This window comes from Halorubrum sp. SP9 (genome assembly GCF_005435015.1).
In the GTDB taxonomy this organism is placed as follows: domain Archaea; phylum Halobacteriota; class Halobacteria; order Halobacteriales; family Haloferacaceae; genus Halorubrum; species Halorubrum sodomense.
The window spans coordinates 1-232 of record NZ_SGXU01000716.1; the positions used below are offsets into that span (position 1 = coordinate 1).

The window sequence follows — 232 nt, forward strand, 5'->3', positions numbered from 1 at the left end:
GTTCTCGCGGATCGCGATCATCACGCGCCCGAACGGCGAGTGGAGGATCCGCTGCATCGCGAAGTAGCAGACGACGACGACGATCCCGAGCGCGTAGTACGAGACCACCGTCGCCGAGAGGTCGATCCCGAGCCCGAGCAGGTTCTCGACGCTCTCGCCCGTGAGCCGCCCCACGTCGAGGATCAGCGCGTCGACGTACGGGACGCCGATCGCGAGCGCGTCGCCGCTCACC

Annotated in this window: 1 pseudogene; it reads right to left on the minus strand. The window is 68.5% G+C overall.

The window, feature by feature from the left end:
* Positions 1-232: pseudogene (locus EXE45_RS19100) on the minus strand (branched-chain amino acid ABC transporter permease); the annotation flags it as partial.